Source organism: Candidatus Mycolicibacterium alkanivorans (assembly GCF_022760805.1).
In the GTDB taxonomy this organism is placed as follows: domain Bacteria; phylum Actinomycetota; class Actinomycetes; order Mycobacteriales; family Mycobacteriaceae; genus Mycobacterium; species Mycobacterium alkanivorans.
Window position 1 is genome coordinate 820214 of sequence record NZ_JAIVFL010000001.1, and the last position, 24797, is coordinate 845010.

20 protein-coding genes are annotated in these 24797 nt (G+C 65.9%); 13 read left to right on the forward strand and 7 right to left on the reverse strand.

The window, feature by feature from the left end; translation table 11 throughout:
- Window positions 1–52: 52 nt before the first annotated feature.
- Both K9U37_RS04125 and K9U37_RS04130 read right to left on the reverse strand, forming a co-directional pair.
- Window positions 53–3685, reverse strand: coding sequence for a DUF7379 domain-containing protein (locus tag K9U37_RS04125; protein ID WP_243070633.1), 3633 nt, complete (start codon window positions 3683–3685; stop codon window positions 53–55).
- Window positions 3686–3766: 81 nt separating this feature from the next.
- Complete coding sequence (locus K9U37_RS04130; protein WP_243070634.1) at window positions 3767–4528, reverse strand: S1 family peptidase; 762 nt, start codon at window positions 4526–4528, stop codon at window positions 3767–3769.
- Window positions 4529–4879: 351 nt separating this feature from the next.
- On the opposite strand from K9U37_RS04130, the gene K9U37_RS04135 reads away from it, so the two are divergent.
- The 6 genes from K9U37_RS04135 to K9U37_RS04160 all read left to right on the forward strand — a co-directional run bounded on the left by K9U37_RS04135 (window position 4880) and on the right by K9U37_RS04160 (window position 10686).
- Entirely contained in the window at window positions 4880–7774 is a 2895-nt protein-coding gene (locus K9U37_RS04135; protein WP_243070635.1) for a DUF4185 domain-containing protein, read from the forward strand.
- A gap of 44 nt (window positions 7775–7818) precedes the next feature.
- Window positions 7819–8064: a hypothetical protein gene (locus tag K9U37_RS04140; RefSeq protein WP_243070636.1), complete on the forward strand. Its 246-nt coding sequence runs from the start codon at window positions 7819–7821 to the stop codon at window positions 8062–8064.
- Window positions 8065–8171: 107 nt separating this feature from the next.
- Window positions 8172–8642, forward strand: a complete 471-nt coding sequence (locus tag K9U37_RS04145) for a helix-turn-helix domain-containing protein (protein ID WP_243070637.1) — start codon at window positions 8172–8174, stop codon at window positions 8640–8642.
- A complete protein-coding gene (locus K9U37_RS04150) occupies window positions 8584–9408 on the forward strand; it encodes an ISL3 family transposase (RefSeq protein ID WP_243070638.1) in 825 nt (274 codons plus the stop codon). Before K9U37_RS04145 ends, K9U37_RS04150 begins: the two co-directional genes overlap by 59 nt.
- Window positions 9409–9677: 269 nt before the next feature.
- Window positions 9678–10448 (forward strand): hypothetical protein, encoded by a 771-nt coding sequence (locus K9U37_RS04155; protein ID WP_243070639.1) that lies wholly within the window; start codon window positions 9678–9680, stop codon window positions 10446–10448.
- A 106-nt stretch (window positions 10449–10554) separates the two neighbouring features.
- Window positions 10555–10686 (forward strand): VOC family protein, encoded by a 132-nt coding sequence (locus K9U37_RS04160; RefSeq protein WP_243070640.1) that lies wholly within the window; start codon window positions 10555–10557, stop codon window positions 10684–10686.
- Here the strand turns inward: K9U37_RS04160 and K9U37_RS04165 are convergent.
- Together K9U37_RS04165 and nagB are read right to left on the reverse strand one after the other, a co-directional pair.
- Window positions 10661–11143, reverse strand: a complete 483-nt coding sequence (locus K9U37_RS04165) for a DUF4262 domain-containing protein (protein WP_243070641.1) — start codon at window positions 11141–11143, stop codon at window positions 10661–10663. The genes K9U37_RS04160 and K9U37_RS04165 overlap by 26 nt on opposite strands.
- 409 nt (window positions 11144–11552) lie before the next feature.
- Window positions 11553–12338, reverse strand: coding sequence for a glucosamine-6-phosphate deaminase (nagB, locus tag K9U37_RS04175; protein ID WP_243070642.1), 786 nt, complete (start codon window positions 12336–12338; stop codon window positions 11553–11555).
- Window positions 12339–12676: 338 nt separating this feature from the next.
- Between nagB and K9U37_RS04180 the strand changes: the two genes are divergently transcribed.
- The gene (locus K9U37_RS04180; protein ID WP_243073214.1) at window positions 12677–13921 is read left to right on the forward strand and encodes an acyltransferase family protein; all 1245 of its coding nucleotides are present in this window, start codon (window positions 12677–12679) and stop codon (window positions 13919–13921) included.
- A gap of 136 nt (window positions 13922–14057) precedes the next feature.
- On the forward strand, window positions 14058–14768 hold the full coding sequence (locus K9U37_RS04185) for an Rv0518 family GDSL lipase (protein ID WP_252394211.1): 711 nt from the start codon (window positions 14058–14060) through the stop codon (window positions 14766–14768).
- Window positions 14769–14789: 21 nt separating this feature from the next.
- On the opposite strand, the gene K9U37_RS04190 is transcribed toward K9U37_RS04185, so the two are convergent.
- Both K9U37_RS04190 and K9U37_RS04195 read right to left on the reverse strand, forming a co-directional pair.
- Window positions 14790–15617, reverse strand: a complete 828-nt coding sequence (locus K9U37_RS04190; RefSeq protein ID WP_252394212.1) for a DUF4344 domain-containing metallopeptidase — start codon at window positions 15615–15617, stop codon at window positions 14790–14792.
- A 218-nt stretch (window positions 15618–15835) separates the two neighbouring features.
- Window positions 15836–15973, reverse strand: coding sequence for a hypothetical protein (locus K9U37_RS04195; protein WP_243070644.1), 138 nt, complete (start codon window positions 15971–15973; stop codon window positions 15836–15838).
- Between K9U37_RS04195 and hrpA the strand changes: the two genes are divergently transcribed.
- Window positions 15966–19919, forward strand: a complete 3954-nt coding sequence (gene hrpA / locus K9U37_RS04200; RefSeq protein WP_243070645.1) for an ATP-dependent RNA helicase HrpA — start codon at window positions 15966–15968, stop codon at window positions 19917–19919. The two genes, K9U37_RS04195 and hrpA, sit on opposite strands and share 8 nt — an antisense overlap.
- Before the next feature lie 126 nt (window positions 19920–20045).
- Here hrpA and K9U37_RS04205 read toward each other — a convergent pair whose 3' ends face one another.
- Entirely contained in the window at window positions 20046–20213 is a 168-nt protein-coding gene (locus K9U37_RS04205) for a hypothetical protein (protein WP_243070646.1), read from the reverse strand.
- 193 nt (window positions 20214–20406) lie between these two features.
- On the opposite strand from K9U37_RS04205, the gene K9U37_RS04210 reads away from it, so the two are divergent.
- From K9U37_RS04210 to eccB, 4 genes are all read left to right on the forward strand, one after another.
- Window positions 20407–21414: a patatin-like phospholipase family protein gene (locus K9U37_RS04210; RefSeq protein ID WP_243070647.1), complete on the forward strand. Its 1008-nt coding sequence runs from the start codon at window positions 20407–20409 to the stop codon at window positions 21412–21414.
- Between the two features lie 235 nt (window positions 21415–21649).
- On the forward strand, window positions 21650–22819 hold the full coding sequence (locus K9U37_RS04220) for a DUF5631 domain-containing protein (RefSeq protein ID WP_243070648.1): 1170 nt from the start codon (window positions 21650–21652) through the stop codon (window positions 22817–22819).
- A gap of 103 nt (window positions 22820–22922) precedes the next feature.
- Window positions 22923–23240: a DUF2710 family protein gene (locus K9U37_RS04225; protein ID WP_243070649.1), complete on the forward strand. Its 318-nt coding sequence runs from the start codon at window positions 22923–22925 to the stop codon at window positions 23238–23240.
- A gap of 58 nt (window positions 23241–23298) precedes the next feature.
- On the forward strand, window positions 23299–24795 hold the full coding sequence (gene eccB, locus K9U37_RS04230) for a type VII secretion protein EccB (RefSeq protein ID WP_243070650.1): 1497 nt from the start codon (window positions 23299–23301) through the stop codon (window positions 24793–24795).
- Window positions 24796–24797: the final 2 nt, after the last annotated feature.

Consider the following 24797-nt stretch of genomic DNA (forward strand, 5'->3'; position numbering starts at 1 on the left):
CCCAACAAAGGAAGTGCGCATAAAACCGGGGACGGTTCAAGGCTTCCCGCCTTCACTCCGGCGGAGCTACCAGCTTGGCTGACGGATTCGCGTAGACGACGTACGCGAGCCAACTGATGTCCGGTGATTGCCGCCCCGCTTCGCGCGCGAGCCGCACCGCGGCTGAAACCGTTTCGCCAGCCAGAAGCTGTTTATAGAACTCTTCACCGAAGGTCCGCGCAAGCTTGTCGCCCACGGACCACAGCGTGCTGACGAAGGCGCCCGCACCGCCGCCGAGGAAGGCGTGCGCGAAACCACCCATGCTTCCGAGCTCGATGTTTTGCTGACCCACCTGGCAGGCATTGAGAAAGACCAAGGGGCCGCCGCTGCCGTCCTTGTTAAGCTCCGCGTTCGCCCGGACGTTGTCGTCGCTGAAGAAGATGCCCTTGAAGTTCCCGTCCGCTTGCTTCACATCGCCGAGCTGGATCACGGTTTGTTTCGACCCGTCCTGCTTCGCGAGTCCGTGCCCTGCGAAGTGAAAGATGTCGAAGTCGCCTTCGTTCAGCATCTTTCGAAGAGCGCCCGCGGTTGGGTCGACCGGTGTGGCGTCCAGTTTGTCCTTCAGGAATTTTTCCTCTTCCTCGATCTGCGCCAGCGTCGACGTATACCGGTTCCCATATTTGGCGCACAGTGATCGGACGCGGCCGTGACGTCGCCGCAACGTCCTCGGCAGGTACCCGACCTTCGGCAGGTTCAGCCAGCGCACCAGACCCAGCTGGCCGAGGAAGAGCGCAGCTTGGGGCCGCGCTGCCGCGTCGGGATCCTTGAGATGTATGAGTTCCCAGGGGATGAACGGTTCGCTAGAGCGTACGACCAGTCGTTTCAGATCGTCTCGGTGCTTCCAGAGTTCCCTCTGCAGATTCTCGGGGAAGATCTGGGTGAACAGATTGCTGCCGATGTCTTGAAGATTCTCCAGGAAGTTGTTCGCGTCCTCTTGGCTGTTGAGCCGCGTTGCTTCGATCTCTGCGAAGAGACCCTTGACGTACTGCTCCCGATCGCCAAGATCCGGCGACACCCCGTGGGTCGAGATGTCGAGCGATTCGTCGAACATGTCGTACTCGTACCGAACCTTGTTGCCGTCAACGGTCTCGAAGATGGTCAGCACTTGAGCCCGCTCCGCTTCGGCGGGGGGCGCGACGGGAACACCCGCCTCCGCGGGCCGCGTGGTCGGTTCGCCCGAGAGTTCCTGCTCGACAACTGCCTTCAGGCTCAAGGACAGCAGTGGCAGTTCCCCTTGTCGAGCCACGACCCACACCTCGCATGAACCCAGTTGCGTGGGTATGAAGTCGAAGAACAAGGGCGCGACGTGACCCGATTTGGGCATGGCAATCGAAACTCGGCCCTCTCCAACGATTTCCGCATTGATCATCGGAATCAGTTGAATGACAACAGCACGATTGGGATCCCGCGGGAAGAAGCCTTCTATTTCACCGAATGTTTCACCGGCGTTCACGATGACGCCTTCGTGGGACAGCGTGCAGGTAACGGTTACCGTTCCACCGAGCTTGACCCGGTCCGGCATCTGCGCGGTCAGGTGCGCCCGGTCCCCCGCGTCCTCGGCACGGTCGGCTTGCGCTGGGCCAGGCCTTCCGGGAGGCTGCGGGCGTTCCACCATTTCGTCGAGGGACATCGGCGGCAGTGGCTGGGGTATGACCGCGATTGGACGGCCGCCGTCGACGACGACGGTGTCCGGTGGGGGTCTGTCGTCAGCGGCTATGGCCGGCTGAGGCGTCACCTCGCCGATGTCGATGATTGGTGAGCCCGGCAGATCGTCGAAATTGATGGCGTCATTCAAGGAGCGCGTGCCCGGCACTCCCTGGATGTGCGTCGAGATCATCTCTCGATCAAAGGGATAGTTGATGAAGCTGCCGGACGAGCGGTCGAAGCCGCCGCCTCCTCGAGAAATTGAACCGCCGGTGTTCCGCACCACCAACCAGGTGGTATTGCTGTTGAGCCTTCGCCGTACGTCGGACACGGGGGTGTCGATGTCAACCACCGCGATGTCGCGTTGCGCCGCCCGTGGCAGGTTTGCCTGGACCACACTCCCCGGGGGAACGACGCCCGAGCCGCGCTGGCCTACCAACCAGTCCGTCAGCGCTCGGGCAACCTCGGGCTGGATGAAGTAGGCCAGGTGGTAGACGCGGCCGTTGGCGCCGAAGGCCAGGCTGTCGGCCACGAAGCCGCCGGTTTCGGCGTCGATCGAACTCATCGACTTCGTGTCAACGACCAAGTCGTTCGGGGTCCCGAACAGTTGATCAGCGAGTCCGTCGACGAGTTTCTTGATCAGGCGGGCGGGGAGCTCTCGCAATCTGTCGTCATCGCTGACCAGACGTGGCTCGAAGTCGGACGAAATGACGAACCATGGTGTGCCAGAGCCAGGTTGACCCGGCTGGCTCTGGTTGATCTGTCGCACGAAGTCACCATCGGGCTTCATCGCGGCCAAGCCGGGAACTCCTCCACCGTCGATGGAGTACGCGACCAGATACTTCACGAGCGCCCCGACGCCGTCGATCACGCCGCGGGCGATCTCGGCGATCGGCAAGCTTCCCCAGATGAGCCCGATGGCGCGGGTCGAGGCCATCGCCAGATTGGTATAGAGGTCGATGAACTCGCGCCAGTTTTCGGGTTCCACCATGGAGGTACCGCCATTGGTGGCGCCGATGAAGACCACCCGGCCGGCGTTCGCACGCCACGTCGACGACGGCAACAGGTACTCGATGAGGCTCCGCGCGACGAGCCCGCCACGGCTGTAGCACACCACGTCGATGGTGGGAGGCACGGGAAGCTGCGCGGCCTGTAATCGGGTAAGCAGATCGGTCGCGTTCTCCATCGGGTCACGGCTGAGCGTCGGATGGTCGAATCCAATAACCGCGTCGTGGGAACTGATCGCTCCTTCGAGGAAGTCGCGCCCCTCGGGGGTTGCCGCAAGTCCCGCGAAACTGCCCAGTGTCGACGAGAACGTACCGTGCACCAAGAGCAGGATTCGCGCGGGCCGGTCGCACGGGAGGTTCACGTCGGCGAGCGTCGACACCAACTCCCACTGCACCGGGTTGTGCGATTTGATGACGACGAGACCGCGCTGCACGTCTCGCTCGAGAAAGGTCATCGCCTGCCCGGCGACCGCCTTGGCGACGAACTTCAGGACATGGGCGCGCAGGCGCCCGATGGCGGGAAGGAGCCCGCCAGTCGCATCCCTAAGTCCTCCGCCAGCGGACGTGTCGTCACCGACCGTGAGCTCGAAGGTCACGGTCGAGCGTGCGACGTCCGCTCGGCCGCGTGTGGGCGGGGCTTTGGATTCGGTGCGCCTGTCGGGCAGTTGCCAAGACACCACGCCGTCGTGATCGAGCAGGATCACGGCATTCTCGTCGGCCGCGACGTCGAGATTGACTGTCCACGTGGCTGATTCGGGCGAAGCCATCCGCGCACCGCCGAGCCCAGGCGTCGGCGCTAGCTCGAGGGGCCGAACCAGGGTGAACTGCTGTTCGCCCAATGCGCCCACGATGAGGGCAGTGGGGTCGTCAACGGCGAGGGTCAATGGATCCGCATCCCTGAGGCCCGGCACGGCCTCGCGCAGTTCGGTCGGTGGGTCGAACGCATCCGGATAGGTGACGCGCAACGTCCCGTCGGCGAAGGACTGAGTTTCCATCTCTCCCCCTCGTACTCGGTCAAGATCGTTTTTTGAAGATCAACCACTTTCATACCGATGGTCCGGCCTGAAAGGGTCGGTCTAGCCGAGCGGCCCCACGGTGGCCACGAGCCAGTTCCGATAGGCGGGAACTCGGGTGTACACCCCACCGTCTCCGCAATTCCGCTGGGCTCCCCGAGTTCCGCGTGAGGTGGCGCCCGCGAGTTCGAACCGCCCATCCACCAGGACGTACGCGGGCCCGCCACTGTCGCCGTTGCACGTGTCGTGGTCGAGATTTGGGGCTCCGGCGACGAATTCGGTCTCAAAGCGCGCGCCGAAACCCGCATTCTCGGAGGCAACTCCGACGTCTACCATCCGTTTGATCCCGTAGCCGGTAGTCGAGCCGGGGTCGGTATTGCCGAAGCCAACAAGCCTCACGGAGCGCGCCGCGGCGATCGCATCCAACGAACAGATCTGCACGGGCTCGACTGTCTGGACCGGCTCGACCAGAATGAGCACGGCGATGTCGTCGAACGGCTGCACCCTCGAGTTCGGAACATAGTCCGGCTGCATGATGGCGTCCTGTACGCGGATCTCGGTCCCTTGCTGCTCCACATTGTTGCCGATGAAGATCCGCTCACGGCACCCGTGGGCCGCGCAATGCCCGGCTGTAAGTACCGCCTGCTGCGCGATGAGCGTGCCGGTGCAGCAATATCGATCTAGCCCGCCGACGGCGACACACTCGGGAAACTCAGTGGTGGGGACGCCACCGATGATCCGGGTATCGGTTGGGTCGAAGCAACGGTGATTCTGCTTGAAGGTCTTGTCGTCGAAGATGCTCGGTGTCGACTGCTCTGCACTCATCAATCCCCCAGGTTCGGCGTGACACTGCCGCGAACGACCAACACTCGACTACCCACCACGGACAGGACGTCGCGGGCTACCCACCCCCTTGCGGCATTCAACGAAGGTTCGAAGTCGCCGTTCGAATGACGAATTTAGTACGCGAAGGCGTCAATTTTCCGAATACCGGAATACGAACATATTTCAGGGGACATCATGAGCGCTGTCCGGTACGGCGGATGGGGCCTGGAGCGCCGTTCGGAATCGACTGGATTCGACGACGGGGCGGGCGGCGCGGTTCACCGAAGGTATGGCGCCCATGGGCGCCATACTGGACTGACCGGGCATCACGCATCGTGAGGTGGGGGAGCCATGGCTATTGCGCGGTGGGACGAAGTCAGGACGGGTCTGCTCGGCGAGCGGATGATCAGATTCCTGGAGCGTTATCCGAAGGCCGACGAGATATACATCACCAGCGCCATGGACGGGGACCACGGCGAAGTTTCGCACCATTACGGATGGTGGTACAAGGGATCGCGGACGGTGGCGATCGACATCGGCGCCGGTGGCTTTCCCGCAGGTTCGGCGAAGATGCGCGATATCGCCCGCTGGCTGTACGACAATTTCGCCGACTACACCGTCGAGCTCATTCACACGACGCCCTTTCAAGACGACAACGGGTTCTACGTCAAGAACCAAAAACGCTATCCGGGCGGTGCCGTTTACGGCGAAGCCACCAAGAGTGAACACCGCAACCACGTGCATTGGGGCACCTCTGCCGCCCTGATGACGGCCATGGAGCAGGGGGCGGGCCCGTCGCCACTGCAGCGACTTGCGATACCGTGTACCAAACCGGTATGGGGTTGGGACGCTTCGGATTACGACTGGTCCGATAACCGCGGTCCGATGGATTTGGTAGCTGCGCAGCGTGACGGGATCTCGTTCTTCATCCACAAGACGACCGAGGGCGGAGACTGGCAGGCCGTGAACTTCCAGACCGCGCTCGAGCGTGCGCGGGCGGCTGGAATTCCGGTGTTGGGCGCCTACCACTTCCTGTGGCCCGGCAACATCGAGGGCCAAGTGGATTTCTGGCTGGACTACGTCGAGCGGCGCACACCGTGGTGGAAGGACGTCCCATGGATCTGGCAGATCGACGCCGAGGGATCCAAGGATACTCCGCCGCCCAGCGCAGATGAGGTCGCGCGGGCCGTGGCTGCGGTGCGGGATCGCCTGGCCAGGCGGGGCAACTTCGGATACGTCATCGCCTACGCGCCATTCTCCAAGTACGGCAACGGCTTGCCGCCCGGCTTCGACATCTGGAACGCCAACTACAACGGGTCGGGAGACCCCCGGCCCTTCCGGCAGCAGTACGAGGGCGTGACGGATACCGCGCCCGGCTGGAACGTGATGTCGGGTCGCAAACCGCGGATTCTTCAGTTCACCGAAGACGGCCACGTGGGCTTGCAGTCGAGGTGCGACGTCAACAAGTTCGACGGCACCCTTCACGATCTCATCCGACTCTGCGGCCGCGATCCGGAACTCATCGGAGTTCCACCGCTCCGGGAGATGGTCCGCGAACGTATTGCATTCCCCATCGACCGCATCCTCGTTCCGGGTCGGCGGTCCCTCGATACCACAACCACAGAAGGAATCGACATGTCGCTCGACGCTTCAGAACAAGGGGAACTGCTCCAGCTTCTTCGCGATCTCGGGCCGCTGACCCAGCGCCTCGAAGAACTGCTCGCTCGTAGTAGCGAGGACGGCGGCGGTGGCATCGGCACCAGATCCTTGGACGGCGGGCAACCGGCGCCGAGCGCCGGCCCAGGAAGGAGCGACTACTGGAATCTGGGCCATTTCGGAGAATTCGGCATCACCCGAAGCCTCGACCAGCCCCAGTGGATCGACCCGCAAACCATCCACAACCAGCGCGGCAGGTATGTCACTGGGCGACGTACCCCGTTACCGACGGCAAGGGATCTCCCCCGAACACGCGGGATCGACGTCGGTCCCGGGGCCTTGCGTGCCTTCGAGCCGATCGACCCGGGGCGGCCCGTAGATCACGCCATGAAGATCGGCGACGTGACGGGTCCGGGGCTGACCGACCGCTTCGGGATGGCCGCAACCGATCTCGGCGTCCTGACCCAGACGCCGTCGGGCCGGATCCTGGCGGTCTTCGGGGACACCTTCCGCGATCCGTGGGTGCCCAGTGACGACTGGCGTGCCACCGTCGGCCTGATTTCGGACACCAAGAATCTCGACGGGGGCATCGTCTGGACCGAGGCCGCCGGCCCAAATCCAAACAACGCGAGGCAGCTGTGGGATTACCCGCACATCCCAACTCCTATTCCTGGGGAGTTTTCGACCGTCCTGCCGTCGGACGTGATGACCATCGGCAACACGATCTACCTGCACACCAGCGCGCACTTCCCGTTCGGCTATGTCGGATTCACCGAGATTTGGAAGTCGGTGGACGACGGTCGGACATGGCAAAGACACGGCCCTCGATGGGAAGACCCATTCCTGCATGGCGGGCTGGCTCAGTTGTGGACGTGGGATCGCGGCGACGACGGGTTCGTGTACATCATGTCGACCGGCTTCCGCAGGGAACGGGATCAGCCGATCATTCTGCGGCGCGTGCCCGCCGACCGGATCGACGACCCAGGGGCGTATCAGGGATGGGGGTGGGGTCCGGATGAGTTCGGTCAGTTTGGATGGGCATGGGGCCATGAGCCCACGCCCGTGCTGGACGGCGGATACGGCGAGTTGTGCCTGCGCCGCATCGACGGTCAATGGGTGTTGGTGGCGTTCAACGCCCGCGACTACCGACTCGACGTGAAAGTCTTCCCCGACTTCGAGAACAGCGATCTCAACACTTGGCCGACGACCAGCCCTATCGTGGGTGGCGACTGGGGCCAGGAACGCGGCGATTCCGTGGCGCAGTTGTACGGCCCATCGATCATCCCTGGATCGCGACCCGGTAGCGGTTTCCACATCTTCCTGAGCCAATGGCGTAACCCGGGATCGTGGCCCTACCACGTCATGCAATTCAAGATCCCGATGCCAGGCGCCGGAGGGCCGCGGGATCTGGAGCCGACGGGCGGGACCGCACCGCGGAAGGCTCCGACGAAGACCGCGCCACGGAAGACCCCGCTCGTGAAGAAGGTTCCGGCCAAGAAGGTTCCTGCGAAAAAGGAGCCAGCGAAGAAGGCGCCAGTACGGAAAGCTCCTGCCGAGAGGTCGCCGCGAAGGGCGACCGGCGATTCTTAAGTTCCTGTAGCCGCCGAAAATCTATTCGAATGGGACGACATTGTATGGTCTCCGAACTATTTGTATTCAATGGCGTCAATGCGCTCACGGGAGACTACTTCTTCCCGAAGTTGTCGAGTGGGGATATTACCAAGGTTGCGCTCGGCGAGCAGCTTGACCCGGTACATCTGCTGGAACTCAAGCGGCGTTACGAACGCAGCCTCTACAAGTCGTTGGGGCCGATAGAGGACGTCGACCCGACCAATCTTGAAGAGACCGGTTGGGGGGTTGTTTTGGCTCTATTGCCATGAATGTGGGTCGGGTGGGGTGTGCTATGTCTCGCGTGGCGGAGCGGTCTGGGCGCACGGGTAGCTCATAGGTTCGAAAGCTCCTACACCTCGTACCAAGGAGCTTGCCCGTGCGCGCGACCACTTTACTCAACCGTGTCCTCGACCTGCCGAAGACCACGGTCCGCGACGTCGAGTTCGGCGACAAGGTGACGGTGTGGGTGCGCCCGCAACAGCGGGTGATGTCCTGTCCGCATTGCGACTTCCGTACCCGGCACCGCTACGACACACGGATGGTGGATTCGGCGTGGCGGCACCTGGACCTAAGTGGGCGGGTATGTGTGCTCAAACTGCGGCGACGTCGGTTGCGCTGCCCCGAGCACGGTGTCTTGGCCGAGTCAGTGCCGTTCGCGCGGCCGGGATCGGGGTTCACCCGCGACTTCGAGGACCTTGCGGTCTGGCTGGCCGGCAAGTGTGACAAGAAGACGGTGTCGAGGTTCTGCCGCGTCACGTGGCGCACCGTCGGGGCGATGTGCGCGCGTAGTGGCCGAGAAACTGGACCCCGACCGGCTGGCCGGGCTGGTCGACATCGGCGTCGATGAGATCTCCTGGCGCAAGCACCACAAGTATCTGACGCTGGTCTCCGACCACGACACCGGCACAATCGTGTGGGGTGCGCCGGGCAAGAAGGCAGCCACTCTCGACGCGTTCTTCACCGCGGCCCTGCCCGAGGGCGGTGCGAAGAAGATCGAGGCCGTGTCGATGGACCTCGGGCCGGCATTCGCGAAATCCGTTCGCGCACATGCCCCGCAGGCGGTGATCTGCTTCGATCCGTTCCATGTCGTCAAACTAGCCACCGACGCCCTCGACGACGTTCGCCGTCAGGTATGGCAGTCCGCGCGCAAGCTCTCGAACAAGCAGGTCGCCAAAACCTACAAGGGAGCCCGCTGGGCGCTGCTGAAGAACCCCGAATCCCTCACCGACACACAGAAAGCCACCCTCGCCCAGCTCAAACGCGAGGGCGGCGCACTGGTCCGCGCCTACGAGCTCAAGGAATCGCTGCGGGCGGTGTTCGCCGGAGACCTCGACGCCGACACCGTCACCGACATGCTCGGGAAATGGTGCTCATGGGCGCAACGGTGCCGGATCCCGCAGTTCGTCAAGGTCGGCCGAGCCATCAAGAAACACTTCGATGGCATCCAAGCCGCAGTGGAGCGCGGCCTGGCCAACGGCCACCACGAAGGGCTCAACAACAAGGTCCGGCTGATCATCCGCAGGGCCTACGGCTACCACAACGCCGAGCACGCACTCGCCATGATCATGCTCGTCTGCGGGCCGGTCACCCTCGAACTCCCTTACCGCACATGAGGTCATCCACATTCATGGCAATAGAGCCAAAAGACCCTATCCGTGATTTCACTGGTCGGGCAGCGTTGGAATGTGTGGGTCGGAGAGGACCTGCAAAATTCCGAGGGGGAAAATTGCTCACTAGAATATTTGTCGGCGCGTTCGCTGCCGGTGCCATATCTGTCCCGCTTGCCGGCCTAGCATCGGCTCAGCCGTCAACCGGCACAGACAGCGCGCCGTCACGCGGGGCAGCATCATCACAAGCTGCCCCCTCTTCACATGGTCCCGACATGTCGATATCGATCAACGGGCGCGATGTAAAGACGAGCAGCAATACAAACACCATCGCTTACTCCCAACCGAGCGCCGGAGGAGGTGCCAACGTCGCCATCGCCCGAGACAACAGCCAGGCGTACGCCGGTGGCGATCCAAACGGTTCCTTCTGCAACTGCTCGGGTAATCGGGCGACCGCGACCAACGACAGCCTTGCCGTAGCGATATACGGCAACAACAACACTGCGAGGGCCACGAACAGCGGCACGGCGGTCGCCGCCTACGGCGACAACAACACTGCGAGGGCCACCGACCACAGCAAGGTCTGGGCCATCAACGGGAATAACAACACCGCCACCGCCACGAACAACAGCATCGCGACGGCCTATAACGGTGACTACAACACTGCTGCTGCAACGAACACGGCCACGGCGACGGCGTACGACGGAAGCTACAACACCGCCACGGCTAGCGACGGCAGTTCCGTGCTCGATCGTCCTAGCATCGCCGAGGCCTACGCCGGAAATTACAACACCGCGACGGCATTAAGCGGCAGTGGGGCGACGGCATACTACGGGGACCACAACACCGCGACGGCAACCAATTACGGTTCAGCTATCGCCGGTGGAGGCGACAATAACACCGCGACGGCGACTAACGGCTACCCTACTGACCTGAGCCTTGCGATAGCTATCGGCAATAACAATTCCGCTACGGCAACCTGCGGAGGTTCAGCCACGGCCGCCGGTGAGGGGCAAACCGCCACGAGCAACGGCTCTTGTGGTTGATTTGCCTTGTTGACTCTCCGATGTCGATCCACGGCGGTCCTAAGGGGTAGGGCCGCCGTTGGTTCTTGTCGCCGCTCTGCAAAGGACTTGTCGGCATGGACCCAACGTGCGGTCGACGACCAATCATTGGCTGGAACTGCAGAAGATCACCACCTTTCTGATGTTCGAAGGCTGCGCCGACGAGGTGATGCGCTTCTGTGATGGCGACGTGCTCAACGTCGTTGAGCACCGGGACTAGCGGTCGTCCGCATGCCGAGCACCGGCTGGCGGCTCTCCTGATCGCAGAAGTCCGCCGCCCACGGCCAGCGACCGCGACCGTCGGCCCAGACCAGCTGGAATGCGCGGATGGGCCCGTGGAGCGCCACCGCTGCAGGCAGATGCACATCGGGCTGGTCGACCTCCACGACCTCGACCAGCGGGCCACCGGGAAGGCTGACTTGGCGCCCCGGCCACAACTCCAGCCCGTCCACGAGCAGCCCGGCCACACCGTTCAGCACCCGAGCCGCCCGAGCGGGGGATACGTTCGTCATCAACAGTTCCGGCAACAGCAACCCGGTCATACCGGCGGTGTAGGCGAACGGCATCCTCGGGTCTTCGACGTACTGCACGGCCCAACCCCGCTTGGCGATCTTGGCGCGAATCACGTCGAGGAAGTCGGCAACGGTGCTGCCGGGGTGGTCGCACATCCAGCACATGGGTTGGTCCTCTCTGTCGGGGTACCGACACCATGCACCAGGGGTCCGACAGAAATCCGAACACACGTTCGAGTGCCTGGTCAGGCCCAGGAACCCGCCTGCAGAACGCCCACCGCGGTGAATTCCGTATCGAGCACCACCAGGTCGGCGCGCGCGCCGGCGACCAGTTCCGGTGATGGAAGTCCAAGGCGCTCGAGGCGGGATCGGCGGCCGAGGACTCCGCACCGCCACCCCCGTGCACGTGGGCGTCGACGAAGTCGGGAACCACCGTCACCGCGCCCAGATCGCGGTCGGGTGGCCGCGGCGGAACACCCGAGTCCGTTGCCGCCACGCTTTCGCCGACGACCTCGATCCAGCCCGGCCGCAACAGTTCCCGGCCGATCAGGACCGTCTCAGCGGTCAGCAGCACTCAGATGCCCTGCCAATCGGGCTTGGACCGGTAGGCCCCCCGGTAGTAGTCGGCCAGCCGCAGTCGGCGGGCCGCGCTGCCGTCGAGGAGCACCGTCACATGCGGATGGTGCTGAAGGATCGTCCCGGGCCACATCGCGCTGACCGGTCCCTCGACCAGCTGGTGCACCGCCTCGGCCTTGGTGCGTCCGGTGGCAACCAGGATCACGTGCCGGGCGTCCATGATCGTGCCGAGGCCCTGCGTCAGGCAGTGGGTGGGCACCCGGTGGACGTCGCCGTCGAAGAAGCGGGCATTGTCGACCCTCGTCTGGCGGGTCAGCGTCTTGATCCGGGTCCGGGAGACCAGGGAGGAACCGGGCTCGTTGAAGCCGATGTGGCCGTCGGTCCCGATCCCGAGGATCTGCAGGTCGACGCCGCCGGCCTCGGCGATCGCCGCCTCGTAGGCCGCACATGCGGCCGGGATGTCGGCGGCCAGACCGTCGGGGCCGGCGACCGCCCCGGGGGCGAAGTCCACCCGCGATACGAACACCGTGTCGATGACGTTGCGGTAGCGCTCCGGATGGTCGGCGGGCAGGCCGACGTACTCGTCGAGGGTGAACCCACGGGCCCGGCCGAACGAGATCCGGCCTGCCGCGCACCGGGCGGCGAGCTCGTCGTAGATCACCAGCGGCGAGGAACCGGTCGCCAGCCCCAGCACCGCCGCCGGCTTGCGGGTGAGCAGGGCCTCGATGGCGTCGGCTGCGATTCCGCCGATCTGCGCGGCGTCCTCGGCGATGATGACCTCCACCGGGCAACTCCAATCTGTTGGCGGTGAAAAACGCTGCGCCCGAGGTGATCCGGCTCCAGTGCCGACAGCGTCCCCGGGTACGACGTTACCCGGCTCGCGTTCGTCCATCGCGACGACCGGCACGATGGGTGAGCCCTGCCGCCGGCGCCCATCACGCCCACATCGGACCCAGAGAAAACCCGGAAGCGCCACATTTTCAACGACCGCACAGCATGGCGAAGCCGAGGTCAGGACCGCCGCGCTGATAGGCTGCCAGGGTCGCCGGTGAGGTTATCGCGGGGAGCGGGTGCCCGGCAGTCGAGCCGGTGTCGGCGTCGAGAATTTAGCAAGTGTCGGAAATGGGTGTCGTGCGAACCGGAGAGATCAAGGCGCTGACCGGTCTTCGCATCGTCGCCGCGATGTGGGTCGTGCTGTTCCACTTCCGGCCGCTCATCTGGGAAGCCTCACCGCGCCTGAAAGACGACCTGGCGCCGCTGTTCAACGCCGGCGCCCAGGGCGTCGACCTCTTCTTCGTCCTCAGCGGCTTCGTGCTCACGTGGAACTATCTCGAGCGGATGGGGCCGTCCTTCGCGTTGCGGCCCACGCTGCACTTCCTGTGGCTGCGGCTCTCTCGGGTCTGGCCGATCTATCTGGTCACCATGCACATCGCCGCGCTGTGGATCATCTTCACACTGCACGTCGGCACCACACCGTCCCCGGACGTCGAGAAGCTGACCGCCATCAGCTATGTCCGCCAGCTGTTCATGGTCCAGCTGTGGTTCGCACCGTTCTTCGACGGCACCAGCTGGGACGGGCCGGCCTGGTCGATCAGCGCCGAGTGGCTGGCCTATCTGCTGTTCGGCCTGATGATCCTGGTGATCTTCCGGATGGCCACGGTGACCCGGGCGCGCACCCTGTTGATGCTGGCGTTCGTCGCCTCGCTGCCGCCGACCGTCCTGCTGCTGGCCAGCGGGCACTTCTACACCCCGTGGAGCTGGCTGCCGCGCATCGGGGCCCAGTTCCTGGCCGGCGCGCTGGCGTGTGCTGCGGTCCGGCGGCTGCGCCTGAGCGATCGTAGCCGGCGCATCGCCGGCTACTGCGCGATCCTGATCATCGCGGTGATCGTGGCGATTCTCTACTTCTACGAGGCGCACCCGGTGAACGGCATGATCGACCCCGGTGGCGTGGTGGACGTGCTGTTCATGCCGCTGGTGGTGATGCTGGCGATCGGAGTGGGGAGTCTGCCGGCGCTGCTGTCGACCCGGCTGATGGTTTACGGCGGCCAGATTTCCTTCAGCCTCTACATGGTTCACGAACTGGTCCACACCTCGTGGAACTGGGCGGTGGCCGAATACCACCTCGACATCTCCAAGGCCGCGCAGAAATTCGTGGTGGTCGGCTTGATCGCAGCGGCCCTGGGCGCAGCGATGCTGTTGTTCCGCACCGTGGAGGAACCGGCCCGCCGCTGGATGCGCCGGATGGTGGACTTCCGTGACGTCAAGACCATCCGCGCCGAGCTGCCGGCCGATCCCGCCGCAGGCAAGCTGGCCTCCATCGACGGCGCCCGGGAGAACCGCCCGCCGCACTCCGCGCGCGCCGGGTGACGCATCCCACCCGACCCCAGCGGTGCTGCGCGCCAAAGGCTTCCGACCTCATACGACTTCCCGACGGCGCGTCGACACGCAACCGTCACCGGCCGGCGTTAGGCTGCAGCGTCGGGCACGAATCAGTGAGGTGTCATTGACGCTGAGCGACGCACTTGCGCGGACAGGCGCGGCGGTCGTCTCGGCCGCAGTCGTGATCGCGGCCATCATCGGGTACGCCCGCACACCGGACCCATACGAACTGGTCCACCGCGGCACGGTGGAGAACCGTGTCGCGGTGGTCGGCGACTCGTACACCACCGGCACCGACGAGGGTGGCCGGGGGCCGCATTCATGGACCGCCCAGGCATGGCAGCTGCTGGCCTCCGAAGGCCTGAAGGTCGACGCCGACGTCGTGGCAGAAGGTGGCGCGGGTTACAGCGTGCGCGGCAACCGCGGCAGCGTCTTCGAAGACCTGACGGTCAAGGCCGTCAAGCGCGACGACGTGCTGGTGGTGTTCTTCGGATCCCGCAACGACCAGCCCGTCGACCAGCGGAAGTTCCCGGTCATGGTCGGTGAGACCTTCCAGATCGCCCGGCGCGTGGCGCCGTCGGCCAGGTTCCTGGTGATCGGCCCGCCGTGGCCCACGGCCGACCCGCCCGCCGACGTGCTGGCGATCCGCGACAGCCTGCGCAACCAGGCCCGGGCGGTCGGCGCGGTCTTCGTCGATCCGCTCGCCGAGGGCTGGTTCGTCGGGCGACCTGACCTCATCGGCAGCGACGGCGTGCACCCCAACGATGCCGGCCACGCCTACCTGGCCGAGAAGATCGCACCGCTGATCCGCAACCAGCTCACCATTCCGGTTTGAGTGTCAGGGCGCACACCTGAGTTAACGCAGGTGTGGTTCCAGCAGGGTGCTCCAGCCTCGGGTCAGCTGGTCCCACTCGCCCTCGCAGCCGTCGGCGCGGTCCTCGGGCAGCAGCCCGTTCTTGACGATGTCGGCGTTGGTCTCCGGGTCCGACCCGTAAATCCAGCACGTGAAGTTGTAGGCACGAGCCTGGTCGAGGGTGTGCACGTCGGCGAACGCCTCTTTCTCCAGTTCACCGCCCGCGTCGCTGAGCACGGTGTACTCCCTGGCGATGTCGCGGGCGGCCCGCACGTAGTCCGCATCGACGTCGCCCTTGTCGTCGGGCGCAAGTAGCTCGTAGGCCGAAAGCTGGTCGGCCACATCCTCTTCGCGTCCGGTCACCGGCAGGTCGTAAATGTCGATCGCCATGTGGCCGAGCTCGTGGTAGAACGACGCGATACCGATGCGCCGTGCGGTGTCCTCGGGATCGGGGTCCCCGGACTCGGTGAAGACGCGAATGCTTTCATCGACGTCCTCGTAGCACATCACCAGCTTCTTCTCCTCGCCGTCCCAGTAGTCGTTGGCCTCGCCGCACTCAGAGGCGACCACCGGAACGTCGAAGGGCAGGCGGAAGGAGTCGGTGACAGCCTGGGTGATCTCGTCGAGAAAGTGCGTTCGCTCCATCAGGTTCCGCCCCTTCTTCGCCTCGGGGGTGGTCGCGTCCTCGTAGGTGACGACCATCCGGCCCCCCGCGTCGTCGACCTTGGTGGCGGGGCGAGGGGTCTTCGAGGTCGGCGACTCCGCTTGGGTGGTCGAGGACGGGGCGGGCGCCGTTGTGCCGCCGCATCCCGTCGCGAGGATTCCGACCATCACCACCGCCCAGACCGTTGGTATGCGCACCACAGCGAACTCCTCCGCCCGAATCTTCTGCCGACAACGCATCACACTAGGGGACTTGCGGTTCGTCGACTTGTTCTCACGCCCCGCTGAGGCCCCAAGCGATTTCGGCGCGCTAATCGCCGCCTACCGGCGACAACCGCGCCGAACTCGGTCCTGAACCGCCTTGACAACCGCGGCGGGAAGTTCGGTTAACGCTCGGGGTCGTCCGGGTGCTCGGCGGGTGGGGGCGGCGGCTGGCGGTTCAGCCAGTCCTTGAGCCGGAACAGCTGGCTGAGCACGATGCCGATGCCCACCACCAGCAGGCCCACGACGATGGCTATGGTCATTGCGACCGAGCCTACGCATATCCTGGCGCGAGTGTCCCCACCGTCCAGCGACGAAGCGCGCCAGGTGCGCGAGCTGCGCGCTCGCCTGGACGGGCTGACCATCCGGGACGCCGCCCGGCTGGGCCGCCGGCTCAAGTCGCTGCGCGCATCCAACCCGGATGCGCTGCGCGAGATCGCCGAGCAGATCACCGCGGGTGAGGGGTTGGTCGCTGCCCGCGTGGCGGCCGTACCGGCGATCACCTATCCGGATCTGCCGGTCAGCCAGCACCGTGACGAACTGGCGAGCGCCATCGCCGGGAACCAGGTGGTGGTGGTCGCCGGGGCGACGGGCTCAGGCAAGACCACTCAGTTGCCCAAGATCTGCCTGGAACTCGGCCGCGGCATTCGCGGGACCATCGGCCACACCCAGCCGCGTCGGCTGGCTGCGCGCACCGTCGCCCAGCGGATCGCCGACGAGCTCGCCACCCCGCTGGGCGAGGCCGTGGGATACACGGTGCGGTTCACCGACCAGGCCGGCGACCGTACCCTGGTCAAGTTGATGACCGACGGAATCCTGTTGGCCGAGATCCAGCGTGACCGACGGCTGCTCCGTTACGACACGCTGATTCTCGACGAAGCACACGAACGCAGTCTCAACATCGACTTCCTGCTCGGTTACCTGCGCGAGCTGCTGCCGCGCCGCCCAGACCTCAAGGTGATCGTCACCTCGGCCACCATCGAACCCGAGCGGTTCGCCGCGCACTTCGGCGGAGCGCCCATCGTCGAGGTCTCTGGGCGAACCTATCCGGTCGAAATACGTTACCGCCCTCTGGAAGTCGCGGTGTCCTCTGATGACGCCGACGATCCCGACGACCCCGACCACGAGATCGTGCGCACCGAGATGCGCGACCAGACCGAGGCGATCGTCGACGCCGTAGCGGAGCTGGAAGCCGAACCGCCGGGCGACGTGCTGGTGTTCCTGTCCGGGGAGCGGGAGATCCGTGACACCGCAGAAGCGTTGCGGCACTTGAAGAACACTGAAGTTCTGCCCTTGTATGCGCGGCTCCCGACCGCTGAGCAGCAGCGGGTGTTCCAACCGCACACCGGGCGCCGGGTGGTGCTGGCCACCAACGTCGCCGAGACGTCGCTGACCGTGCCGGGCATCCGCTATGTCGTCGACCCCGGCGCTGCACGTATCTCCCGCTACAGCCGCCGCACCAAGGTGCAGCGGCTTCCGATCGAACCCATCTCGCAGGCATCCGCCGCGCAGCGGGCTGGCCGCTCGGGACGCACCGCGCCCGGCGTCTGCATCCGGTTGTACTCCGAGGCGGACTTCGAGGCGCGCCCGCGCTACACCGATCCGGAGATCCTGCGTACCAACCTCGCCGCGGTGATCCTGCAGATGGCGGCGCTGCAACTGGGCGACATCGAGAACTTCCCTTTCCTGGACCCGCCGGAGCAGCGCAGCATCCGCGACGGTGTTCAATTGCTCCAGGAGCTCGGCGCGTTCGACTCCGCCGGTGCGATCACCGACGTCGGCGGCCGCCTGGCGCAGCTGCCCGTCGACCCGCGGTTGGGTCGGATGATCCTGCAGGCCGACCTCGAAGGTTGCGTCCGTGAGGTGCTGGTGCTCGCCGCGGCGCTGTCGATTCCCGACCCGCGCGAACGCCCGGCCGACCGTGAGGAGGCGGCTCGGCAGAAGCACGCCCGATTCGCCGACGAGCACTCCGATTTCGTTTCCTACCTCAATCTGTGGCGCTATCTGGGTGAGCAGCGAAAGGCGCGTTCCGGCAGTGCCTTTCGCCGGATGTGCCGCGAGGAGTTCCTGCACTACCTGAGGATCCGCGAGTGGCAGGACCTGACCGGCCAGCTGCGCAGCATCGCCCGCGACATCGGAATCCGCGAATCCGGCGACCCCGAACCGGCTGACCCGGCCCGCGTGCACGCGGCGCTGGTGGCCGGTCTGCTGTCACACATCGGTCTGCGCGAGGGGGATTCGCGCGACTACACCGGTGCGCGCAACTCCAAGTTCGTGCTCGCGCCCGGCTCGGTGCTCACCAAACGGCCACCGCCGTGGATCGTCGTCGCCGACCTGGTGGAGACCAGTCGGCTCTTTGGCCGGATCGCCGCGCGCATCGAACCGGAAGTGGTCGAACACGTCGCAGGAAACCTGGTGCAGCGCAGCTACAGTGAGCCGCACTGGGACGCCAAGCGCGGCGCGGTGATGGCGTACGAGCGGGTGACGCTCTACGGACTGCCGCTCGTTGCGCGCCGGCGCGTGGGCTACGGGCAGGTCGATCCCGCGCTGTCCCGGGAGCTGTTCATCCGCCATGCCCTGGTCGACGGCGACTGGGAGACCCACCACCACTTCTTCCGCGACAATGCCGCGCTGCGTGCGGAATTGGCCGAACTCGAGGAACGGGCCCGGCGCCGCGACCTGCTGGTCACCGACGACGAGATCTATGCGCTCTACGATGCCCGGGTTCCAGCGCATGTGGTCTCGGCCCGCCACTTCGACGGGTGGTGGAAGAAGCAGCGCCACAAGTCACCTGATCTGCTGACCTTCACCCGAGACGACCTGCTGAGAACCGACGATGCCGATGCGCAGCGGCCGGACACCTGGCAGGCCGAGGACCTGTCACTGCCGCTGACCTACCGGTTCGAGCCGGGCGCGGCCGACGACGGAGTGACGGTACACATTCCCGTCGAAGTGCTGGCCCGACTCGGCGGTGACCAGTTCGGCTGGCAGGTGCCCGCGCTGCGCGAGGAACTCCTGACCGCCTTGATCCGCTCACTACCAAAAGACTTGCGGCGCAACTTCGTTCCCGCGCCAGACACCGCTCGTGCGGTCCTCGCGTCGATCGAACCCGGACACGAGCCGCTGTTGGAGGTGCTGCAGCGTGAATTGCACCGTCGCACCGGCATTCTGGTGCCGATCACCGCTTTCGACCTGGATAAGCTGCCCGCCCATCTGCGGGTCACCTTCGCCGTCGAGGCGCCCGACGGAACCGAGGTGGCCAGGGGTAAGGACATCGAAGCCCTGCAGAACCGGCTTGCCGGCTCGGCCCGGCGTGCCGTTGCGGCGACCGTCGGCGGCGAGGTCGAACGCACCGGGTTGCGCGGATGGCCCGAGGACCTCACCGAGTTGCCGCGCACTATGCAGCGCACTGTGGGTGGGCACGTCGTGCGGGGCTACCCGGCGTTGGTCGACGCAGGAACCGCCGTGGACATCACGGTGTTCGCCACCGAGGCCGAGCGCGATCCGGCGATGGCCGCGGGCACCCGCCGGCTGCTGAGGCTCTCGGTGCCCTCGCCGGTCAAGTCATTGGAGAAGGGCATGGACCCGCGCACCCGGCTGATGCTCGGCGCCAACCCGGACGGGCCGCTGACCGCCTTGGTGGACGACTGCACCGATGCCGCGGTGGACGTGCTGGCGCAGAAGCCGGCGTGGACGAAAGCCGAGTTCGATGCTCTGCGCGAGCGGGTGGCCGCCGGGCTGGTCGCGACCACCCGCGACATCATGGTCCGAGTCGGCAAGGTGCTCAGTGCGCTGCAGGAGGTACAGGTGGCGCTGCCGGCTCAGCCCTCCGCCGCGCAGGCCGACGCGATCGCCGACATCCGCGGTCAGCTGCATAGGCTGCTGCCCAAACGGTTCGTCACGGCTACCGGTGCGGCCCACCTGTCGGATCTCACCCGTTACCTGACAGCGGTAGGACGCCGGCTCGAACGGCTGCCGCACGCTCTGGGTGCCGACCGCGAGCGGATGGACCGGGTGCACTCGGTTCAGGGTGCATACGACGAACTGCGGCAAGCACTTTCACCGGCCCGGGCGGCCGGGGACGATGTCCGCGACATCGCGAGGATGATCGAGGAGCTGAGGGTCAGCCTCTGGGCACAGCAGCTGGGCACGCCGCGCCCAGTCAGCGAGCAGCGGATCTACCGCGCGATCGACGCCATCCTGGCCTGAGCTCATCTGTCCCCCGATTGGGCAGCCGCACCCAGCACCACACCAGTGGCACCGCGGCTGATCACCACTGCACGAACGAAAGAGGGGCACCCGATCGGGTGCCCCTCGCCGTGTCGGTGCGGCCGATCAACGGCTCCCGTGCACACTCGTGTCGACCTGAGGCGCGGTCGCGGTCGGCCCGATCTGATGGACCCAGGTGTTGTGGCCCAGATCGGCCTGTGCCGGCGCGGCAATGCTCAGGACGGCTGCGGTCAGTCCGCTGGCGATGGCGGTGGCGATTCCGAACTTCTTCACTTTCTTTCCTTCTTCCCGTTCGGCCGGTGAGTGTCTTCCTGCCGGCCTGACCGTGACAACGCCGCGCGGTGAGCGGTTTAGTTCCGATGGCAGCAGTTGAACGCGATTTGGCAGCAATTGATCGCCGCCTTCCCTACCCTGTCGGTAGGACCGGGGACACAGCGAAAGCGATTGCCGTACAGAGGGGAACCCGATGCCCAACGTCACCACACGACCGGTCGATCTAGTCCTCGCCGGCGGCGGGGTCAAGGGCATCGGCCTGGTCGGCGCCGTCGTCAAGCTCATGGAGGCCGGGTATCGCGCGTACCGGGTGGCCGGATCCTCGGCAGGCTCGATCGTGGGCGCACTGGTGGCAGCCGCGGCCAGGAACGACCAGATGACGCCGCAGGAGGTCCGCGACCTCGCGCTGAGCATCGACTACCGCAAGTTCACCGACCGCGGACCCGTCGAGCGCATCCCGCTGCTCGGCCCGTCGTGGGCCATCCTGCAGGGCAGCGGTATCTACCGAGGCGATTACGTGCGCACCTTCGTTGCCGACCAGCTGGAGCAACTCGGCGTGCGCACCTTCGGCGACCTGAAGCTCGACGACGACGAGTTGCCCGAGGAGCGCCGCTACCGGCTGGTGGTGACGACCGCCGACGTGACCACCGGCCAGCTGGTGCGGCTGCCGTGGGACTACCGCCGGGTGTACGACCTGGATCCCGACGAGCAACTGGTGGCCGACGCAGTGCGGGCGTCGATGTCGATCCCGTTCGTCTTCCGCCCGGTCACCCTGACCAGTGCGGCGGGCCGCAAATCGACGCTGGTCGACGGCGGCCTGCTGTCCAACTATCCGATCGACTCGCTGGACCGCCTGGACGGCAAGAAGCCGCGGTGGCCCACTTTCGGGGTGACGCTTCTGCCCAACCTGCCCGAGCACAACGACACGGTGATCCCCGCGCTCGCACCGTTGCAGTTGTTCGGCGGTCCGAGCCTGCTGGAGGATGTCATCACCACGGTCCTCGTCGGCCGCGACCAGGCCTACCTCGGCCTGCCGTGGGTCAGTGCCAGGACCATCCGGGTGGACGCCACGGAGGTCGGTGTGCTCGACTTCGGCATCTCTCGCACCGAGATCGACGCGCTGTACGCCCGTGGTTACGAGTCGGCCGCGTCATTCCTGTCGACCTGGAACGAGCAGGCCTATCTCAAGCGATTCCGCTGACCGAGGTAGACACGGCCGATGGGCATCTCAACGGTGGACGAACTGCTGTCGACCACCCGCGCGGTGCGCGGGCGGCTCGACCTGAATCGGCCGGTCGAACGGGAGGACTGGCGCTGGGTCGCGGTCACCGACGCCCTTCGGGCCTCGGCCCGCGCCCGGGCCGAGCCAAATACGTTCGAGGGCAAGCCCATCTCGTCCGAACTGACTGCCGAACAATTGACGGTACGCTTGCCGCGTGGCGAGATTCGGTCGGAACTCGGCGCGTCAGCGCCTGCGCAGGGCGACCCGCCGAGCGCTCTCCGCGCCGACGTTCGACACCCCCACCGACTGCACACCGTGGGTGATCGGCGGGTTGTGGCCCGCCGAACTGGAGGCCGTCACACTGCAGACCGCGATGATCGCCGAATACCTCAAGAACGACCTGCAGAGCATCGCGAACTCGGCCAACGAACGCATCCGCGGTCTGCGGCACGCCAGCCTCGGTGAGGAGGCCACCCGAGCCGAGGAAGCCCGCATCATCAATGTGGCCCGGGCTTTTGCGGTGTTGCGGGTGGAATCCACTGTCCGCCAATTGCGCAACGAGTCACTGACTATCGGCACGGAGTACGCGAGCCTGACCGCCGCGCCCAAGTCCCCGTCGCCGCCGGCGCTTTTCGACGCGACCCAGTTCATCGAGTTCAGCGACGACGCGGTGGCGCCCGAACCTGTGCAGCCGGAGGCGATGCAGCCGGTCACCTCGATAGAGCGGGCCGCTGCCGTCGAACCGGAACCCGACGATGAACGTCTCGCCCGACTACTCGAGTATGTGGCCCGCCAGGAGCCCGGTCTGCGCTGGGCCGTGGGCGACCGGCCTGACGGAGCGACGGTGCTGGTCACCGACCTCGCCCACGGCTGGATTCCGCCCGGCGTGAAGCTGCCCGCCGGCGTCGAACTGCCTGTACCGGGAAGGCGCGGCGGACGGGTCGGTGAACTCCTCGGTGACGTGGTGCGAACGGCGGTATACCACCCCGGCGACCCGTTCGGCGGAACTGCCTACGATGCCACGGTGTCCTCGCCCACGGCTCGTCAACTACCCGCCGTCGACGACCTCGGCTGGAAGCTCGGCGAGGCGACGCACTGGCGGGACGGTTTGCCACGCATCGTGCACACCCTGGCGAAGGCCGGGGCCGCGGGCACCGGCGTGGTCGACGCAGAGATCGACGTCCTGCGGGTGCACTCCGACACCGCCCGCTACCAGTTGCTGGCCCAGTATCCGGACGTCGATGCGGCCATGCTGAGCAACTGCTTACTTTTGGCCGCCACCGAGGCGATCGCGACCGGTGACGAGCTTTCGGCCAACTATCACTTCGCCTGGTTCGAGGCCCTCAGCGCGCCAACGGCCAGCCAGTGGAGCGAGCAGGCGTGACGGGAGAGACACACTGAGGTTGCTGGGGTGATTTCGGTGGCTGCCCGTCCGGTCTTCACAGGGGTGAATTGACGCAGGTGGTGACGCTCGACATACTTGGAACGTGACCCGGCCCGGGAGCGGTGACCAGCTTAGCGAGAAAGATCTCGTCGACGCGGTCCTGCGCGAGCTGAGCGAGGCAGCCGACCGGTGGGAGGCGCTCGTCGCGCAGGCCGAGACTGTCACCTACAGCGTCGATCTCGGCGAAGTGCAGGCTGTCGTGAACTCCGACGGCAAACTCATCGGGCTGACTCTGCACCCCGCCGTCACCACCGAGTACACCCACGCAGAGCTCAGCGATCGGCTGAACCTGGCGTTCGGTGCGCTGCGTCACGAGGCCGAATCCGACAACGAGGCCCGGTACGGAGGCGGCCTGCGATGACATTGCCCACCCCGTTGGCCGGGCCCGGTGTCGAGTTGCTGGCGAAAGGGCGTCGTCCGTGCCGCTGAACCTGGCCAACAGAGACCAGAACTCCGGTCACCTCTTCTACAACCGCCGACTGCGCGCCGCGATCACCCGCTTCTCGGTGCGGATGAAACACGACGACCGCAAGCAGCAGGCGGCGGTGGTGCTCTCGCTCGTGTTCGTCCTCATCGGCTGCGGCTGGATGGCCCTGTTGCACTTCATGAAGCCGGCGGGGCTGGTCGGGCAGTCGTCCATTATCGGCAACCGGGACACCGGCGCCCTGTACGCCAAGATCGACGGCCGCCTCTATCCGGCCCTCAACCTCACTTCGGCGCGCCTGGCGACCGGAAACTCGGCCGTCCCCACCTGGGTCAACGCCAAGGAGATCAGCAAGTACCCGACCGGTCCGATGATCGGGATTGCGGGTATCCCGGACGACCTCACCATTGCGGCCAACCCCGTATCGGCATGGTCGCTGTGCGACACCGCGGCCACCCGCGGCAGCGGCGAGCCGCCCGTGGTGACCGCCATCGCCGGTGAACTTTCGACAGGCGGGCGCGCCGCGGCGATGAAGCCCAACCAGGCCGTGCTGGCCACCCACAAGGACGGTACCTATCTGATCTGGAACGGCCAACGCACCCAGATCGATCCGGCCGACCGGTCGGTCACCTTCAACCTCGGACTCGATCCCGGTGTCACCCGGCCGATCCAGATCTCCAACGCCTTGTTCGACGCCATGCCCGCCACCGAACCGCTTGTCGTACCGGCCATCCCGGAGGCAGGCGCTCCGTCACGATGGCTACCCGATTCGGTAGTCGGCCGCGTGCTGGAGACCAAGGATGCCGGCGGCGCAGTCAGCGGCTTTTATGCGCTGCTACCCAACGGCGTGCAGAAGATCACCGGCTTCGTCGCCGACCTGCTGCGCACCGCCGACAGCCAGGGATCGACTACGCCGCAATTGGTTTCACCCGACAAGCTCGTCGACATCCCCGAGGTCTCCGTCCTCGACGTGGACTTCTATCCGACCGGCAGGCTGGACTTCGTCGACACCGACGCCAATCCGGTGACCTGCGTAGGCTGGAAGAAGCAGACCACCGACCGGCAGGCGTCGGTGACGTTCTTCAGTGGGCGCGGTCTGCCCACGCCGGAGAGTAGGGACTCCCACATCGTGCGGCTGGTCCGAGACAGCCGGGACCCGGACTCGGTGGAGGCCAACCAGACCCTGATGCTGCCCGGAGCAGCCAACTTCGTCGCATCCACGTCCGGGGTCATCACCGCCGACACCCGCGAAAGCCTGTATTGGGTTTCGCCGCAAGGCGTTCGGTACGGCATCGAATGGGACCAGAGCACCCTGCAGGCGCTCGGCATCGATCCCGGCAGGGCCGACCAGGCGCCGTGGCCGATCCTGCGGACCTTCGCGACCGGCCCGGCGATCAATCGAGCGACGGCGCTGCTGGCCCGCGACACCATCGACGCCGGCGGTGCCGTCGCCCCGGTGGCGGCCGGCAACCAACCGAACGCGGGAGGTTAGCG